General features: G+C 61.5%; 6 protein-coding genes. All 6 read right to left on the reverse strand.

Going from position 1 to position 17,406, the window contains the following annotated elements; translation table 11 throughout:
• Window positions 1-102: 102 nt before the first annotated feature.
• The 6 genes from ACYP2A_RS09640 to ACYP2A_RS09665 all read right to left on the reverse strand — a co-directional run bounded on the left by ACYP2A_RS09640 (window position 103) and on the right by ACYP2A_RS09665 (window position 17,388).
• Entirely contained in the window at window positions 103-4,824 is a 4,722-nt protein-coding gene (locus tag ACYP2A_RS09640) for an RHS repeat-associated core domain-containing protein (protein WP_459744703.1), read from the reverse strand.
• A 72-nt stretch (window positions 4,825-4,896) separates the two neighbouring features.
• Window positions 4,897-7,806 carry a hypothetical protein gene (locus ACYP2A_RS09645; RefSeq protein WP_459744705.1) on the reverse strand — a complete coding sequence of 970 codons (2,910 nt, stop codon included), beginning with the start codon at window positions 7,804-7,806 and terminating at the stop codon, window positions 4,897-4,899.
• A 28-nt stretch (window positions 7,807-7,834) separates the two neighbouring features.
• Complete coding sequence (locus ACYP2A_RS09650) at window positions 7,835-10,147, reverse strand: hypothetical protein (protein WP_459744707.1); 2,313 nt, start codon at window positions 10,145-10,147, stop codon at window positions 7,835-7,837.
• A 62-nt stretch (window positions 10,148-10,209) separates the two neighbouring features.
• On the reverse strand, window positions 10,210-12,582 hold the full coding sequence (locus tag ACYP2A_RS09655) for a hypothetical protein (RefSeq protein ID WP_459744709.1): 2,373 nt from the start codon (window positions 12,580-12,582) through the stop codon (window positions 10,210-10,212).
• Between the two features lie 25 nt (window positions 12,583-12,607).
• Window positions 12,608-14,995 carry a hypothetical protein gene (locus tag ACYP2A_RS09660; protein WP_459744711.1) on the reverse strand — a complete coding sequence of 796 codons (2,388 nt, stop codon included), beginning with the start codon at window positions 14,993-14,995 and terminating at the stop codon, window positions 12,608-12,610.
• A complete protein-coding gene (locus tag ACYP2A_RS09665) occupies window positions 14,992-17,388 on the reverse strand; it encodes a hypothetical protein (RefSeq protein WP_459744712.1) in 2,397 nt (798 codons plus the stop codon). The genes ACYP2A_RS09660 and ACYP2A_RS09665 overlap by 4 nt, the downstream gene beginning before the upstream one ends.
• Window positions 17,389-17,406 lie beyond the last annotated feature (18 nt).

The following is a 17,406-nucleotide window of genomic DNA, read 5'->3' on the forward strand; positions in this document are numbered from 1 at the left end:
GTCATAGGCATTCACCTGTCGGTCCAGTAACACGTCGTCGTTCGGGGGGCAGTACGGCTCTTTCTGCCCTCCTGATGATCAGAAACTTATGCAATACATCCTTCAGCGCTTGAAGCTCTGATATTCCGTCCTCAAGGCTACAAGTTTCCTTTCGAGCCTTTCATATTTATCAGGGTCTCGAGTAATCCTAAGTTTCTCCACCAGATCATTTATATCTTTTGAAACGATACTTTTTGTACGGCCTGTTTGACCCGTTCTGGTTACAGTAGAGGATGTCGCCACGCTCGTGGACTGCTGTGCCTGCTGCGCTTGCTGTGCCCTCTTGGCCTCTTGGTATCTCTGCCTCCAAGCAGCCATCATTTGAGCCTTGCTATTACTAACACTTGATCCCGCACTCGCCCCCCTGCTGGTGCCCGGCTGCGAAGAAAGAGAGGCAGCGGCCGCCCCAAGCGTTTCATTGACACGCCGGCTGGAGGTAGCACTCGACAATGACATATCACCGGGGCCGAACACATTCCCGGGGCGGACCTGAACAGGCGGCACTGCTTGTGTTGCAACAGAACCCGCCGGCTTCTTGACGGCTTGCCCTACCGCCTCGCCAGCCTCATCCAGCGCGCCGGCCAGTTTTGTCAGATCCTTCAATGGCACCAGATTCCTCAATGGCATATGCCCCTCAGGATCCACCTGATTCACCGGATCCCCCATGCAATACATATAGCCATTCACCCCGCCCTCATCAAACGGACTCAAGCTGTCCGGGCTGTGAAAGCGCATCAGCACCGGGTTATACGCCCGGTAGCCGTTACCCAACAGTTGCCATCCCGTGTCAGGCTCCGAGAGTTCACCGTTGAAGTCGACACCGCCATTCGCCGGTGCCGCGTCACGGTGGCCGTAGGCGGTGTAGCGATTGGACGTCGCGGTGCCGTTGTCGAGCTGGTTGAGCACGGTGTTGTTGTGGTCGCCGGCCAGCAGGCGGTTGTGGTTACCGCTGCGCTCGGCCAGCACCTGGTCGGCACCGCGCAGGTAGGTGCTGTTCTGCGTACCGGTGATCCGTGTGGTCAGTTCGCCGTCGCGGTAAAAGCGGTGTTCGGGTGTGTCGCCGCCGTCCTGCCCGCTCAGTGTGTCCAGCGGGTCATAGCGGTAGTGGCCGGGACCGCCGCCCGAACCGTTGACCTCGATCAGGCGGCTCAGGGCGTCATAGACCAGGGTGCGGCCCGCTTCGTCCTGCAGCAGGTTGCCATCCGGGTCGTAGCTGAGGCTGATCAGGTTGGGGTAGTCGGCATGGTTGTTGGTGATGCTGGTCAACTGTGCAGGGTCCTGGCCGGTGTAGGCATACGTTGCGCGATTGGAAGAGCCGATGCCGCCCTCTTTGAACGAGGTACTGACGGTTCTGATGTTATCCAGCCCATCGAAGATGAAGACCTGCCTGTCGATGGCCTTGCCATAGGGGTCTACCGGTGGCTGGCTGCCGGTGCATTCATATATTTCCAGCCGGCCGTGGTCGTCGTAGCTGTAGTGTTCATCACGCAAGACTTCAGCGCCTTCGGTCAGGGTGCGCTGCACCAGTTCATCGGCCGCGTTCCAGTGTTGCACCATGCGTTGTTCGACGCCGTCGAGGTCGAAGACGCGCAGGGTCTCGCGATCGAAATCATCGTATTCCAGGGTGATGCCCAGGCTCTGCCCACCCGCAGTGTCGGTGGTGGTGATGGTGGCAGTGCGACCGAACGGGTCATAGGTAAACACCGACCTGAGGCTGCCCAACTGGGTCAAGCCCAGCCTGCCGTACGTATCGTAGGTACAGGTCTGCTCCTGGCCCAGCACATCGGTGTAGCTCAGCAACCGACCCAGGCGGCTGTAGCGGTAGTGCATGTTGTAGTCGGGGCCTGCACCGAAGCGTCGGGTTTCGCTTTGCAGCTCACCGGTGCTGAAGTACGTGCGCGTCAGGTGCTCGTCCTGCTCCTGGCAATCGAGCAGACGGGCGTTTTGCGGATCGTAGTTGTAGATGCCCGCCGCCAGGCCGGGCAACGTCCGCCTGGAGGGTTCTTCGCCCAGTTGCGGGTTGTATTCGTAGGCAATGACCTGACCGCTGGCGGTGGTCACCGACTCTGGCTGGCGCTGTCCGGGCGCATAGCTGAAGGTCTGCTTGCGACCGCCGGTAGTGGCCTCGATGCGTCGGTCCAGGCCATCGAACACCTGCTCGCCCAGCACCTTTTGGTCGTTGTTTTCGTCGACGCGGATACGGACCGGCAAGTCTTCGCTGCTGTGTTCGGCGTACCAGCGCCGTACCAGCACACCGTCTGCCAGGGTCGTCATGACCGTACGATCGAAGGCATCGTAGCTGTAAGCGGTGCTGCGCTGGGCCTGGTCGACCCTCTGCTGCTCTTTATGGAGCCGGCCCAGGCCATCGTAGGTGCTCTCGCTGAGGCTGACACGGACAGGGGAGTCCTGCCCGGCCAGGAAGCGCTCGACATGCACCGGTTGTTCGAACAGGTTCAGCCAGGTTTCAGTCACACCGCTGCGGTTGCCAACCGCGGTTTCACGCCAACTGCGCTGGACAGGCCCTCTCCACTGCGCAGTACCCACCGGGTTGGTCTGCTGGTAATTGCTGACGCCATCGGGGCCGGTCTCGAGGTACTGTTCGCCCCATTCGTCATAGTCCAGGCGGCGGGTCAACGGCAGTTGCCGGTCGTCGAGCCAGTCATATTCGGTCTCGGAAACCAGGCGCCCCCAGACGTCATAGGTCGCTGCGTAGGTTTGCCGGGGTACGCCTGCACGACTCAGGTTGTCAGCGTCGTCACGCTCTTCGTAGATCACCCGGTTCAAACCATCGAGACGGGTCAGGGTCTTGACCTGCTTGACGTCGAGCATGGTCTGCTCGGCCCGGTCGCCCGGGGTCGCGCACAACCGATAGGTGTACACGCGGGACGCTTCATACAAGGGGGAACCAGGGGCGACGGTTTCTCTGGTGACACGCCCGAGCACGTCGTACTGGTAGCGGATCTCGACATCATTGTCGTCACGCGTCAGCAATGGCTCGCCGTTGAGCAGCGAATGCTCCAGGGTGATGACTTTGGTCGTGCCATCGAAACCGGTCAGGGTCTGCACGGTGCCCAGCACGCTTTCGGCCAGCCCGGTGCCGTCGTGAAGGCTGTAGGCGTACTCGGTGACCGTGCTTTTGCCGTTGAGGGTCACGGTTTGCTGCTGCACCTGGCCATGCGACAGACTCACAGCGGGTGTGTCGTAATAACTGAAGGTGGTGCGTTGCTGCTCACGCGGGGTGGCCAGCACCAGCCACAGCACCTCTTGTTCAACCGTCAGCCACTCGGCCAGGCGGCTGTCGGTCAGGGCAGGCAGCGCCACGTAGGTGTACTCGGTTCTCAGGGTCTGGGCCGCTCCGTCACCGGCCGCCGGTGTCACGGTCTGATGCTTGAGGTGGCGGACAAAGCCTTCAGGATCACGCGGGCACCCTTCTTCGGTGCCGTCGCCCAGGTACCAGACGCTGGTTTGCTCGACCCCGTTGGCTTGCCGTTCAAGCACCGGATTGCCGTAGGTGTCGTATTCGGTGACCACGGTTTCATCGCGCGGGTCAGTCCCATTCTTCATCACCCAGCGGGTGGTGACTTCACTGGGCAACTGGCAATCGTTGCGTTGGTTGATGAAGGGCAAGCTATTGGTGTAGGGGTATACGGTCTGGACGGTCTGGATAGTATCGCCCCGGGTGGTGACCTCCTCGATCAGCAAGTGGAACTGGTTGAAGGTGCGCATGATACGGCGTACTTCACGGCCTGCCTCGTACAGGATCTCGGCGCTCTGGTACAGGTACTGGCTTGAGTGTTGATAGAGATTGTCCTCGCCCTCCGTCGACCAGCCGATGTCCAGCCCGGCGCCCAGAAAATTATGCTCGCCGTGATCGAGCAGGTAGTTGTAGTGCACCTCGACGACCGGCTGTTCGCTGCCGGGGTCGATCAGGTGTTTTTCCACCCTGGGCAATCGTGGCAACCCGCTTCTGGCCGGAAACAGGTGCCCCTGGTCGGCGTAAACGATTTGCTCGCTGGCCCCCGTCGGGGTCTGTACCGAGGTTATGCGCGAATACCTTTCTGTGCCGATCAGTGAATAAGCAAAGCGCCAGCTGGCCTGGTTGTCAGTGGGCAGGCTGATACGCGTGACCTCGTGCGCATCGTTCAGGGTCAGGCTGAAAACCGCCAACGGCTTGCCTTCAGGCCCCGCATACGGGTAGAGCGATATCAGGACCTGGTAATCGGTGCGCACGATGCTCAGCAGCGTCTGGCCTGAGGCATCCGTGACGGTTTTCAATAACGGCCAGGTCGAATTGAAAGGCGCGTATGCCAGCGTCACCGAGTGGCCTTCCGGTGCCTGGATCAAAACGGGCAACGCGACAGGCTGGCTGGCACCGCCCTGCACTTCAAGCACTTCCACCAGCCCGGACTTGTGCATGACCCGGTAGCGGCTGGAACTCTCGCGGTACAGGTGAAAGCTGTCGATTTTTTTCTCCGGCATCTTCAGCTCGCCATTGTCACCGTCCATGGAGGCTTTGAAGCTTTCACCGGTGCTCAGTGAAATGACCCGGTTACCGGGGGTGAACTGCGACAGTTGCAGGCTCCAGCCCAGGCCCAGGCCACTGTCGACCGTGTTCAGCGGGTTATAGACCAGTGCCAGGGGGACGCCCGGGCCACGCAGGTCATTGGTCTTTACATCGGGCAAGGTGATCGACACCGTGTATTGCCCGGTGCGGGGGTCAACACCGTTCTTCAGGAAGCTCATGAAGTTGAAGGCGTTGGAGTGCACTGAAGTGGAAACGGCCATGTTGCTATACCTCTCATCCGTGGAAGGTACTGCTGTAGGTTGTCGATACGCTGTTTCGGCGATAACGCCCAGTTACGGCTGTGGAACAGGGGGCGTGGCGGAGGTACTGCCTATCCGGTTACGGTCCGGGCTACCGCTGGCCCTGGTGTTGAACGAAATGGTCCGGTAGTGCAGGCTGCCCTCTTCATCGCGCAGTTTTACGTGCAAAGGCCGGTACAGCTTGTCGCGCGATTTGGTGCCGTGTACATACTTGACCTCGTCGTGACGGTGCAGGGTGATGACCAGGCTGCCCTCGTCATAGAAAGCCGTGTTCACCGTACACTCCAGCAGGCCTTTATTTTCCACGACGTCCTTGATCGCTTCGTCGAAGAGCACTTGTTTTTCCTGCCCCTTTTTCTCGGGGTCGAAGATATAGCCGGTGTAGCTGAACATGGTTTCCCACAACAGCTCGCTTTCCCAGCGGATCATTGAACGGCTGACGGCCAGGGCATCGGTGGCGAAGAACTCCAGGGTCTTGAACCTCTTCAGGCCATGCCTGTTGCCATCACAGGTCAGTTGCCAGTAGTCCGTGGTGTTCAGGTACAGGTCGAAATCCTCGTCATCCGGCTCTGCCAGCGATTGCGCGGCGCTGTCGGGAATCCGGGTACGCTCCAGCGTGTAATCGTTATTCCCGAACACGGGTGCCGGTTTTATGGTGACCTCAATGGTGCCTGTACTCTCGGTCTTGCGCTCTGAATACTGCGTTCCGTTATCAGCCGACTCGAACGTAGCCGTAATTTTCGCCACCACATTGTCGGGCGCACGCGCCTGCAGGTAGAACGTACGCGACTTGACTGTCGTTCCCGGAGCAGAAGGGTCTTCCAGGGAAGACTGTGCACCGGCACGCTTGTACGTGTTTGCCTGGCGATTGACCTGCCACCGTTGCCCCGGGAGGCCATCCTCGGGGATGCCTTCGACGGGCTGGCCGTCACCGTCTTCACCGATGAAAGGCAGATGACTCCCCGCGATGGCCAGCTTCAGGGTGCGCATTTCGGCATCTGTCACGTCGCTGTCATGGTCCAGGTATTGTGTGCTCTGCACCTTTACGACGACCTCCAGTTGCTGATAACCGTTGCCATAAAGCGTCCCTTTCTGCGACTCCCCTCCCGACCTCACCTCGACAGTGAACTTCTCAAGGCTTATCCAGGCAGGGTCTTCTTCGGTGTCAAGCAGGTCGACCACGCTGTAGCCATTGCAGAACACCACGTCGTTGTGCACGACCTGGCACTGGACAATGCTGCTGGCGGCGCGCTTGTCGGCTGGCGAGGTGAATTCCCCCTCATCGTTCACACTGCCAGGACCGCCCATCACGCTCCAGCGCCTGGGCAGGCCGGGCAATACGCTGGGGTCGTCGTGCAACGCAACCTGCGAGGCGTGCCCGACATGCGTCGTGTAGTGAGGCTCCAGGCCCAGCAATGACTGGCCGTTGACGAACAGCAAGGTCGCCGGGCTGGTTTCACGGCCTGTGGCTTCGATCTGCTGGGCCACCAGGGCCTTGCGTTCGACCTGTTGTTCTTCGACCTCGAACAGGGCGGTGCGCGCACCGGTCTCGGCCAGCTCACCGTAATGCGTGCCACGCTGCGACCACTGCACCGCCTCGCCCCCGATCGTGAAGGCCGCCAGGTCGATCGGTTGTGCACGGACCGGTTTCAGGTAAGAACCCAGGCGTGGCGACACGCTCAAGTCGTCAAACACCACCACCGTGACCAACGCCGAGGCCGTGTGCGTTTGCCCGTCCTGCTCATAGTCGGCGGTAATGGTCACGTGGAGCATTTCATGGCCGATATCGGCCAGGCTGACCGCTGTGTAGCGCCCATTGACGATGCTGCCGTGCCCGACCGGTCGGCTGCTTTCAAAGCTGGCGGCCTGCCAGTGGCTGACTGCGACCGGCTGGCCTGCGCCATCGCGCAGGGTAAAGTCCTGCGAACCGCCAACGTGGACGGTGGCAAAAGCCGGCTCAAGGGTGACGGTGGAAAGACCGGGGCTGATCCTGCCGAACAGGACATGATCGTAAGGCCTTTCAGTGACCAGGCGCTCCAACACCTGGCCACCTGAAAACTGCACACTGTCCAGCAGCCGTTGCTCGGCACTGACCACATATTCGATCAGGTGGGCGCCGAGAATCAGTGACGCCGACCATGGCTGGCCCCCGCCGGGCGGCGGATCGTCGGGAATCAGGTAAGGAAAGCCGCTGTTGAGCGGATAAGTGCCACCCGTGCTGTCGGCCCATAACCGCAGCATGACCACCACCGCGCCGGCCCCGTGGTTCACCGCACCCCGGATTCTTGAGCCGGGGGCGGCCTGGGTCTGGATCCGAACCTCCTGGACCGCCAGCGGGCCATCGCGCCACACATGGATCAGGCCGAGCACATACACCCGCTGGTGCGAGGGCAATTGGGCAAGGGTGTCCTTGAGCAAGACCGCCAGCCGCTCATTGGCCTGGGTGTCGCTGCCGGCCAGGTTGCAGCTCAGTGTCAGGGTGTCGGCCAGGTCCAGCCTCACCCGGCCAAGCCGGTCGGCGGCATTGAGCACCCACTTGAGCGCAATATCCAGCTCCACGACCAGCCCTTGCGTTTCGTTGATAGTGAATGTCGTGTGCACGGTGCGCGGCACACTGCGGTTGCGGCTGTGCACCTGATAACGGCCACTGAGCAGCTTGAAGGTCAGGCGCACGCGGGCATCGCTCAGCGGGGTGCTGGGAAAGGACAGCACGGGCGGGCCCAGTTGTACATTTTCGAGGGTGGCCACCAGGCCGTCGTCGTCCCCCAGAAAGGTCTCGGCATTGAGCAGCTTGTCGCTGCCTGGCCGGGCAAAGGCCGCCACGAATTGTTGCTCCAGCAGGGCATTGAGTCGCTCGCCGCTGAAGACCGCGATGGCGCCCCACCCCTGGGTGACCGTTCCCTGGCTCAGACGGGCCAGTATTTGTTGCAGTGTGTTGGACATGGGTTGATCCCTCAACAAGGTCATGGTGTCAATCGGACTGCGCTACGGGACGGCGGGCCAGCCGCTTGAGTACGTCAGGGAAGTTCTGCAAAGGCAAAGGCAAGATGATGTCGCCGTGCAGGGTCGCCGTTCCGGCGGTGCGTGCGGCGTAGATCAGTACGAATGATGCGCTCGATGCAGGATCGGCCTTGTACAGCCCTTCAGGCGTTATGGAACCTGGGCCGTCCAGTGGCAGGCTCCAGGTCACGTCCTGCGGTCTGGGGCCGAAAAAGGCCTGTAGTTGTATTTCGTCAGCCCCCCCGGTCTGTTCTTCATCAGGCAGGATGATCAGGTCCTGCTCGCGGTGGCGCACCAGCACCCAGGCCGAGCCGGTCTGGCCGATCCCCGGATTGCGAACCTCAATCTCATCGAGCAGCACGGCCTTGTCGCCGATATCGCGAGTGGGTTGATACACACGCTCACGCACCGGGTCGTCACCTGGCTCCAGCAACCCGCTTTCACCGGGCACCGGATTCTTGATCGACCAGGTCAGGGACTGACCCGGCGGCGCGTGGGCGAACAGGTTCACCGTGTCTTGACGGCCCACGACCGTTATCAGCGGGCTGATCGACACCGGCACACTGAGCACGGTCAACACCACGACATCCAGCTCGCCGGTGGCAGGGTCTGTGGCGCTGAGCAGTACACGAAGCAAAGGCGCGACCATCTCGTTCACCCGCGGCGCGTGGTAAACACCGCTGTCATCGATATGACCCGGGTTACCCGTACCGCCCGGAGGATGTTGTACCGCCCAGACCAGCCCGGTGACGGCCGGCTCCGTGCTCAGGGGCACACTGGCACCGGCGCTGACCTGCGGCTCGCGTTCGACGATATGAAACGACGCCTGGGGCGAGGCCAGGCGGCCGAATGCGGCATAGTCATAGGGCAATGCCTGCACCAAAGGCTGCAGCACCTGGCCACCGCCAGCCTGAAAGCCACCGATAAAAGCGCTGCACGCCGAAACGTTGAGTGCGCGGGCAAAACGCCCCAACAGGGCACGCTTGACGGTATAGGCCGCGAATCCTTCGATCTGCTCGAGTGTGTCGACCGCCAGCACCGAGGTGCCATGCACTTGCACAGCCTCTTCACGCAGCGCATAGGGCACGAACAGATGCCCCTGAATGGCGGCGGGCGCCGACGACTCGTGGGCCAGGTGAAAGTCATACTCGATGTTGAGGTCGAACAGCCCGGTATGGCTGCTCCAGTCACCACCGTCCAGGGGGCGGTAGCGAACGGTCAGCTCGCACGGGCATTGCCAGGTCTGCACGGCGGCAGCGTCCTGAAACTCGGCGGTCAAGGCGCGCGCCCCGTTGACGGCCTGAAGCGTGAAAGCATCGGACTCGAATTCCAGGTCAGGTCCGCGCCAGGTCCCTGCCGGGACTTCAAGCCGGCCGCTACGGGCCACCATCCGACCAAAGTGCGCCGAGCTGGCTGGCTCATAGTCGAACGCTGCCTCATCGAGCAGGCTTTGCATCGACACGCCCAGCGCCGCACGGTGCAGCAGGTGCGACGACAACAAGGCAGTCGCCGAATAGGTCTGCGTATCCTCGTCCGGAATCAGGTACCGGAATGACGATTCATTGCCAGGGTAGCCACCGCCCACCCCGTACTGCAGGGTGGTGAACAGCAACAGCGCGCCCTGCCTGTCGAGGGTTTGCGCATCGGGCAACTGATCGGGGCGGGCCTGGCTGCGCACACTGATTTGTGTGTTGAGCAGAAAGGGGTTGTCTGGCTGCGCAAAGCTGGCCACCGCCCAGCGACGCTGTTCGATTTGCAGCGCCTTCAAGGCGTCCAGCAAGACACTGCCGCCCGCTTGCTGTTCATAACCGGACCCGGAAAAATCCAGCCGCGCATTTCTGCCCTCTGCCAGGTCCAGCGACACGCCGCTGCCGTCAACACTCGGCTGCAACTCCAGCCGCAGTTGCGGGCCATTGCGCAGATCATACGCGGTCACCTTGACGATGCTGTCGATGCCCGCAAAGCGGCTCACCATCAGGGCCGTTCCTCCCTGAATGGGCAGGCGCAGGGCGGTGTCCGGCTGCTCGAAACCTGTCAGGGCAAAGCTGAGCAGCGGCGGGCCGATCCTGATGCCCTGGAAATGATAGGAAATCTGGGTGTCGGGAATCTCGATGACGGCATCCGCCAGCCGCCACTCGCGACCTTCGCTCAAACGCCGGGTGTATTCGCGTTGCAGCGATTCGTTGACGCTGTCGCCCGACAACGCAATGATCGCGTCCCACTCGTAGGTCTGGGCGCCTTCTTTCATCCACGCCAACAGGCTTTCAACAGAATTGTTCGCCATGACATTGCCTCCCTGGCAATCGTTGTGATGCATCACTGTTCAAACATCAGGGCCGCTAAGGATTATGTAAGCTCGGCCAGCGGCAGCGGCCGCAGCAGGTGACCTTCTAAAATCAGACCCGCTATTTCATATCTGGCCATCACCAGCACGAAACGCGGCAAGGCGGCGGTGTCGGGGATATACACCCCAGTGATGGGGTCGAGTTCGCCGGGGCCACCCAGCGGCAGGTACCAGTGCACGTTCTTGGGGGTGGCGGTGCCCACCTCCAGGCCCACCTGCAGGCGCACCTGCCCGGCAGGCAGTGTGGCGTCCGTGACCACGCTGATGCTCAGGCTCGGGGGCGCCAGCACCACCAGCACCTGTACTGAGCGACGCGCACCGCTGTTAAGGACGTGCACCTCAATGGTGTCCAGCACATAGGTCTGGCCGGGTATCGACTGGCTGGTGGCTGTGTAGGTGCAGGTACGGCCGTTATCGTCATGCACGGTCAGACGGCCGCTTTGCTCCGCCACCGGATCGAGAATCGACCACTCAAGGCTGCCCTCGCCGATCACACCGGCCTGCAATTGCACCGCGCCGCCCTTGGCGCATTCCTGAATCAACGGGTTGATCGCCAACGGCTCGCGCACCACGGTCACCAGGGCGGCGGCCTGATAACCGCTGGCAGGGTCGGTGGCCGTGATCCGCACCCGCAGAAAACGACCTTCGAACGCCTCTGCCGACGGCGCGCTGTACACGCCGTAGCGATCGATACCGCCGGGGTCGAGGGCGCTGCGTTGCAGACCTTCGACGGCCCAGTCAAGTCCTTTAGTGTCGGGCTGCACGGCAATCAATTGACGACCGCCGGCCCGGATCATCGGTTTCCAGGGCGTTATTTCAAAGGTGCTGAGCCCAGGATGGATATGCCCGAACGCTGCGACATCGCGCGGCAGGTGCAACGTATCGGTCTGGATGGCACGGCCGAAATTGAGCTGGATGCTGTCTTTTAGGAATTCACCGATGGGCGCGTCCAGTTTAAACTCACGCCCCAAGACCTGTTTGAGCCTGGGTTCAATCAGGGTTGCCATGGTCAACGCTACTTGCGCGAGCACAAACAATATGACGAAGACCACCATCTCGTCAGGGTAAGCACCGGCAACTGCCCCAGGCTCTTCGCGGTCAACATCCAGTTTCCAGGCTGTCGGCTGTAATACCAGGTTTCCCTCAACTTCCGACAACCTGTAACCGGCTTCCAGATGCACTGAAATCTCCTGCCTGCCCAGGTCGACGCGCTGCTCCGGGTGGCCTTCGGTGCTCATTAAAACAGCCGTTTCAATCGATCCGTTCGTGTCCCACTCAATTAAAAAATTGTTGCCTTCGTGCACGACAAGCGTCAGGGGCACCCTGCTGTGGGCGGGCAATGACGCACTGCCGCACTCGAACCGGGTCATCAATCGTTTGCCATTCCACTCGACCGGCACCAGCGTTTTAATAAAGGGTTCAATGAACAGTGCACCCGCGTTCGCCGACGCCGAGAGCAGTTTCCCGTTCGCATCGTGTACGTAGTCAAAATCGTTCGTACCCACCAGTTGCATGCAACTGCGCACTACACTTGCCACCGCTGCATGTTCAAGCCTGTTCTTGCTGAATAACACCGTGGCCGAATAGTCCCTGGCGGCATCGCTGGGTATCAGGTAGGGATAAGCACTGTCCGGACTGCCGCCTTCCAGGCTGCCGGCCATGCAGATAAACACCAGAATCGCCCCTTCGGCGTCCTCCTCGGCGGTCGCTGCCAGCGCCAGGCCTGCCTTGCGCTGGGCGCGCAAGCGGAACGACTGGGGCTGCAGTGCCGCTTCGCCGCCCGGCTCGATCACGCCCAGCACAAATACGCGTTGCTCGTCGGGGAGCTGATTGAACTTCTCCTTGAAAAACTCGCCGCCCTGGCGTTGCGCTTCTTCGGTAAGGGCAAAGTTCAGGTTGAAGTTATCGCTGTGCCTGAGGTCGAGCCTCACCTGGCCGTTATCACCGACGATGCCGGGCACTTCATTGAGGTCCAGGTCCAGTGACAACGCTGGCCCCTGCAACGGGTCGATTTCGCTGAGCCTGACCGTTTGCCAGACATTGCCATCCTTGCGCAGGCCCAACTGCACCCCACTGATGACCGACATGGTCAGGCTGGCTTTCGCGTCATTCAGGCCCGATGCGGCGAAGGACAGGTGCGGTGCATCCAGCACGAAGTCGTGGATGGCTTCCTTGAAATCGTTGCCCGCCATCATTACCTCGCCACTGATGGCCGGCAGGTAACTGCCGGAATGGAACCGGGCCACATAATCCTGAATCAGGATCTGATTGGTCTTGCCGCGTGCCATCGCTGCGATGCAATCCCAGCCCCAGAGCATTTCGTGCGCAGGGTTGCGCATCCATGCCAACAGACTTTCAACCGTAGGGTTCGTCATGACGTTGCCTCCCTGGCAAACGTTGCTATCGAATCACTGCCAGGTCGGCAAAGGGCAGCGGTAGCAGCAAGTGGCCTTCCAGGACCAGATTCACCGCCTCGATCTCGACCCTGGCCATGACCAGTAAGAAAGGCTGTGTGGCACTGCTGTCGATGCTGTACACCCCGGTATCGGCGTCAAGTTCGCCGGGGCCGCCCAAAGGCAGGTGCCATTGCACCCCTTGCGGCGACGTGCCGTTGACGTGTGCCTGCAACTGGATCTGCCCGGCGGCCAGTGCAGCGTCCGGCGCCACGCTGAGGCTCAGGCGCGGCAGGTCCAGCACCACCAGCACATGCACCGAACGGCTGGCCCCGTCACTGTCGCGCAGCAGGATTTCGTCCAGCACGTAGGTCTGGCCAGGAACCGTCTGGGCAGTCGAGGTGTAGGTGCAGGTACGGCCCTTGTCGTCATGCACCGTCAGGCGACCGCTTTGACCGTCCACGGGGTTGCGGATCGACCACTCAAGACGGCCCGGGTCCAGCCCGCCGGCACGCAGCTCGACCTGCTCATCCAGTTCACACACCTGAATCAGCGGATTGACCGTCAGGCTTTCACGTAGCACCGTGACCTGCGCCGATGCCTGAAACGCACGGCCAGCCTGGCTGGCAGTAACCCGTACCCGGATAAACGGCCCTTCGATGGCCTCGGCCACCGGTGCCTGGTAAACCCCGGCGAGGCTGATGCAGCCTGGATCGCCAGCACCCGGTGGCAGCGCCTCGACCGTCCACGCCAGTCCCTGGACAGCGGGCAGCACGTTGAACGCCTGGCTGGCGCCGGCCTTGATCAGCACCTGTGCAGGCTCGAGCACAAAGGTGCCTGGCAGCGAATCGATGTGCCCGAAAACAGCCAGATCCCGAGGTCTGGCAACCGTATCGGCGTGCAGCACCTGGCCGAAGCCGAGGGTAAACAGCTCGCTGGCCTGCGCCGCCGTCGAGGTATGAACCTTGAAATCCTGCTTGAGGCGACTGCGCACAGCGCTGTCGACGGCCGGCTGGAGCAATGCGACCAGCCGGCTACTGACATAGCCTGCAAACGCCTGCCAGGCCCACCTGGCCATGTCGGACTCAAAATAGAACGTCGCCTGTTCTGTCGCTGGCCGGGCCTGCGGGCCGACGTACACACGCCAGTGCTCGAGCGTCAGGGTATCAGCGTCCGCCGTGGCGGGTTTATAGCTGGCCGACAGGTGCAGAGCGCAGCGCTCATTGACGGCAAAGGCTGGATAATCGGCACCACTCGGTGAGCTGAAGCGCAGCGTGGTGGCGACGTATTGCTCAGTGGTCCACTCGACCGTCACCCGCCCGTCTGCCAGGTAGTCGATGGTCAGAGGCTCGCTGCTGTTGGCCGCCAGTTTCAGGGCCGGGCTGTCGAGGGTGACCGTCAGCGGCTGGGCCTCGTACGTGAATGTCGGCCATGTCGCAGGGCGCGGCTCGACTGTCAGCGCGCCGGCTTGCGCCACGGCCGATTGCAAGACGCCGTCGGCATCATGGGTGCAGGCGAAATCGGTACTGCCGATCATCTCTGCGCAGGCGGCCAGCAGCGTGCCGGGCTGCAAGGCCTCGGACGCGCTGCGCTGGCCCAGTATCACGGTGGCGGAACAGTCCAGTGGTTCGTCATCGGGTATCAGGTAGCGGAACGTGCTGTCGATGCCTGCGCCCTCTTCATTGCCCGCCATGCTCACAAACACCAGCAGGGCGCCGTCTGCACCCTCTGCATCTTGCGCGTCACGGCTCTGGGCACGTAGCTGCAACGATTGCGGGCGCAGCAGCGGATTTTCGCCCGGTTCGATCAGGGCGAGGTTGAACTGCCGCTGCGCCGAGGTGAGCAATCGTTCGAACTGCGTCTGAAAAAACGCCCCGCCTTTGGCTCGTTCGCTGGATGTCGGGGCAAAATCAAGTTGCCAGTTGTCGCTGTGCTGAAAGTCCAGGCTGACGTGCAGGGAGTCACCCACAGTGGCAGACAATTGCTCCAGGTGCAGGTCAAGCGCCAGGCCTGGCCCCAGCAGCGGATCGAACCCGGCAAGGCTGACCACTTGCCAGGTATCGACCTGCTTGCGCAGGCCGATCTGTTGGCCTGCGATGACAGGCACCTGCAATCGTGCACGTTGACCATTGATCGCGCTGCCCTGAAAGGACAGCTCGGGTGCATCGAGCACCCAGCCGTGAAGCACCTGCTTGAACTGCTCGTCAATCGTCATGATCTCGCCGCTGAACGCCGGCCATTGGCGCTCGGTGCCCAGGCGGGCCAGGTAATCGCGGGCCAGGGTGCGGTTGAGCGGGCTACGCGCCAGCGCCACGATAGCGTCCCACCCCCACATGACGTTGGTGTCGGGGTCACCCATCCATGCCAGCAAGCGTTGCAGAGTCTGTGTGCTCATTTGATAGCCTCCATGCCATCAAGCCCGAAAGCGGCCAATTGCGTTGCAAAAGCGGCCAGCGGCAATGGCAGCACAATGTGCCCCTCACCGTCGAGGTCGACCGTCTTGGCCACTACGGTGATGACGACGAAACGTTCGGTCGTGGCGTAATCGAGGGTGTAGACGCCGTCGTCATCGATCTGCCCTGGCCCCAGCAGTACCGCCCAGTCGGCAATGTCGCACAGCTCTCCGACCAACCAGGCTTGCAGCCGTACCCGCCCTTCGCCCAGCGAGGGGTCGGGTACCACGACGACCGTGACCGTGGGCGCCCACATCAGCACCAGCACATGCATGGACTGGCGCTGCCCGGTGATGTCATTGGCCACTTCGACCTCGTCGAGCACATACGTCTTGCGCGGTTTCTTGAGCGCCGTACGGTAGGTGGCGCCAGATGCCCCGTCCGGTTCGACGCTGCCCTTCTCATTCTCGAGCGGATTTTTGACCGACCAGCTCAAGGTGCCTGCGCCCAGTACCCCGGCCTGAAGCTCAACCTCATCCTCGAACCCGCACTCGTAAAACAACGGGTTGAGCACCAGCCCATTGGCCACCACGGTGACCAGCGCCGAACTGTGATAGCCGCTGGCAGGATCGGTGGCGGTGATGCGCACGCGCAGAAAGCGGCCCGGGAAACTGCCCGCCGCAGGCGCCTGGTAACGGCCGTCCGAGATGAACGTTCCGGCATCGACATCGACGGTGCCGCGCAGCGAGTCCTCTGCCGTCCAGACCAGTCCCGTTACCGTCGGCAGGGTGGCAAAGCGCTGAGTGCCGCCTGCCAGTATCAGCGGCTGCAAGGGGTCTATCACGAACGCGCTGCGCACCGGATTGATCCGGCCGAAGGCGCCGATGTCGCGAGGCACGGCCAGCACGTCGGCTTCGATCGCCTGGCCGAAATTGAGCTTGATGCAGTCGCGGATGAAGTCACCTGCCGGGATCTGGGGGATGAGTGAGTGACTGACTGCATGACTCATCAATGGCTCTATGGCTTCGAGGGTTCTGGCCCGGGCATCGGCCTTCAATCGCTCGATATAGGGTCCCCAGTCGACCCTTGTGTCGGCGGGCTCGCTGTCAGCATCGGGCATCCGTCTGACATCCAGGTCCCATTCGACAGGCTTGTACATCAGGTCACTTTCGGTTTCTACAAGGTCATAAACACTCCACAACTCAATAATGTAACCATCCATCCAAACGTAATTGGGGTGTTCGACCCAGGGAATGGAATCTTCGAAGTGCACGATGTACGCAGGCAGTACCGCCGTGACCCACTTGATCGATATCCGGTCATCGGCTTCGCGCCTCAGCGTGAGATAAAAGCTCAGGGTGTACCAGGCCGGTATGTTGACCTGCGCACGCGAGATCGTTGTGGTAAGCCAACGTCCATCAACCAGCTCCTTCGGCAGTTGCGTCGAAGAGACCTCGAATATCAGATGCCCGGCAGTGGCTTCGGCAGAGATCAGCCGGCCATTTTCTTCACGAACCGTGAACTGCTCATCGGTCAGCCGCTCTTTCACCGCCTCCAGCAGCCGCTGTGCGAGGTCCAGGCGTTTTATGACGCTTGGGCCATCGAGCAACACCGTGGCCGAGTAATCCTTGCCGGCATCATCGGGAATCGGATAACGAAACGACTCACCGATCAGTTCACCTTCGTCACTGCCTTGAGCACGTATCAGTATCAGCAGCGCACCGTCGCCTGGCTCGCTGGCGGAGCCCTTGCTCAGGGTCCGCAGCTTGAACGATTGCGGGCGAAGCAGCGGATCGTCGCCCGCCTGGATGCTGCCCAACACGAAAAACCGTTGATCATCCTCCAGGTTTTCGAACAGCTCCTGGATAACCTCACCGCCCCGAAGCTGCTCGTACTCAGTGGGACCAAAGGTCAATCTGAAATCGCTGCTCTTGCTCAAATCCAGCCTGATATCGCCCTGCTGGCCCACGGTGCCGGGCACGTCATACAGGTTCAGGTCCAGATACAACCAGGGACCCAGTAACGGATCGTTTTCGACGACCTGAACGATGTGCCAGTTATCGACCCCCCTGCGCTGGCTGAGCTGCATGCCGCCCAGCAAGGCCATCGACAACCTGGCCTTTGAACGGCTCAGGTCGGTATTTTCGAAAGACAGGCGCGGGATATCCAGCTGGAAGTCATGCAGGGCTTCCAGGGCGTAACCCTTGACCAACTCCGCCTCGCCATTGACGAGGGGCAAATAGCGGTCCGAGCCGAAGCGGGCAATGTACTCCTGAAGCAGTATCAGGTTGGTCTTGCTACGGTCCATGGCCGCAATGGCGTCCCAGCCCCACAACACATTGCTGTTCGGGGCGCGCATCCATTGCAGCAGGCTTTCAAGCGAGTACGTAGACATAGTTGACCTCCTTGTCAT

This window comes from Pseudomonas sp. 3A(2025) (assembly GCF_054589175.1).